Genomic DNA, 1,944 nt, shown 5'->3' on the forward strand with positions numbered 1-1,944 from the left:
CCACCGGTCAGCGTGTACGTCACGCCACCGGCCGACGGGCGCAGTACGAGGGTGCGGCCCGCTCCCGACTGGGCGGCGACCACGGCGTCGTCGGCGTCGCCGAGCGGGCCCTCGTCGGCCCAGCCGGCGGGATCGGGTGGGGTGCCGAGCGCGCCCGCGGCCCGCGCGAACAGCAGGGCCGGCGCGAGGATGACGAGGGCGGTGAGCGCCACCGCGCGGCTGCCCGCGAGCCGCCTGGCCGGCGCCGCGCCGCCGGCACCCGCGTTCGCTCGCCCGGTACGTGAGCCCAGCGATGCCGCCCAGGCGGCCCCGACGGCCCCCAGCAGCGCGGCGGCGGTGAGCGCGTCCTGGCCGGTGACCCAGCCGGCGGCGGCGACCAGCCAGCAGGCGCCGATCGCGGGCCGCGCGGCGCGGCCGCCGACGGACGCGGCCAGCACACAGGTGAGCACGAACGCGACGATCGCGTACCCGTCACCGCCGCGCGGCGACGGCTCGTCGACCAGCACGGACAGCAGGCCGGCCTTCCCGGCGCGCGCCCCCACCCACAGGGCGGGCAGCAGCGGCGCGCAGCCAGCCGCGACAACGATCGCGACGCGCCCGGCCCGTCGCCGACGAACGCGGCTCGCACCCGCGGCCGTCAGGCCCCGGCCGCCAGGGGCGCTGGGAGCGCCGGCGCCGGCGCCGTCGGCGGCGCCAGGGGCACGTGGGCGCGCGGCGAGCGCGCCCGCGACGAGTCCGACGGTGGCGACCAGCAACAGCCGTGGCGAGCAGGCGACGCCCACGATCAGCGCCGCGGCGAGCGCCCACACACGCGACCAGCCATCAGCCACCCCGTGGATACCCCGGATGCCAGGCCCCGCGGCGGCACCGGTGGACGCGGCGAACAGCCGGACGGCACCCCCGAGAATGAGCGGAGCCGTCATTGAGGCGCCCAGCGCCGCCAGGTTGCCGGCCAGCGCCGCCGTGGTCACCGGTGGCGCGAACGCGTAGCAGGCGGCCAGGCCGAGACGCGCCCACGGCGTCAGCGCGCCTATCGCTCGGGCCGCGCGATAGGCCGCGAGCCCGGCCAGCGCCGGAGCGGCGACGAGCAGGACACGCGCGGCGAGCTCGGGACGACCGCCCAGGGCCGACGACAGCGTGGCGAGCAGCGGGGTCCACGAGGGTGCGGGTCCCGGCCCGCCGGGCAGCCCGCCGGCCGGGCCGACCCAGCCAGACCACACCGCCGCCCACAGATCGGCCGCGCCGGGTGGCAGTGGCGCGCCCCGGCCGCCGATCCGGCCCATCCCGGTGAGCGCCCAGCCCGCGGCCACGCCCAGCAGCACGAACAGGATCGCCGGCTGGCGGGGCACTCGGCCGGTCGCCGTCGGCCGCGGGTCCGCGCTGGCCGCGCGCGTCTCGGCCCCACCCGCTCTCCAATCCGCCGCGGCCGGCGCCACCGTGCCGCCCGCCCTCCCCGCCGCGTCCTTCGGGACGGCTCCGCCGGTGGTCGAGGTGACCTCGGCAGGAGCGATGGCATCGGCCGGCGGGTGGCCGGGGTGAGACAGCAGCCCGCGCAACGCGCGGGCGGGCACCTGGCGCGTCTGGCGGCAGCGCCCGGCCAGCCGCCACAGCCGCGCCGGGTCGGCGAGCACGCTCGCGAGCACGAGCGCCTCGGTCACCGCCGCGTGCCCCCGGCCGCGCGCGAGCGCGAGCGCGGCCCGGCCGGCGCCGGCGAGGACCAGGCCGGCCACGGCGGTGGGGATGCCCAGCGCGCCGGACTGCGCGAGCCGGACCCGCAGGGCGTCCGCCCGCTCGACGTGATCGGCCCGCCCACGGGCCGGTGCGCCGACGCGGAAGCCTTCGGGCTCGGCACCGGTGCCACGCGGCGCGGCGGGCACGGCGGGAAGGAGGCGGGCCGACGGGACCGCGACGACGCGCAGCCCGGCGCGCCAGGCGCGCCAGCAC

The 1,944-nt window shown here is 80.8% G+C and carries 1 protein-coding gene; it reads right to left on the reverse strand.

Going from position 1 to position 1,944, the window contains the following annotated elements:
- A partial coding sequence (locus tag BCD48_RS51595; RefSeq protein ID WP_491677180.1) for a thioesterase domain-containing protein occupies positions 1-1,944 on the reverse strand: 1,944 nt, incomplete at both ends.

This window comes from Pseudofrankia coriaricola (assembly GCF_001854805.1).
Lineage (GTDB): Bacteria > Actinomycetota > Actinomycetes > Frankiales > Frankiaceae > Pseudofrankia.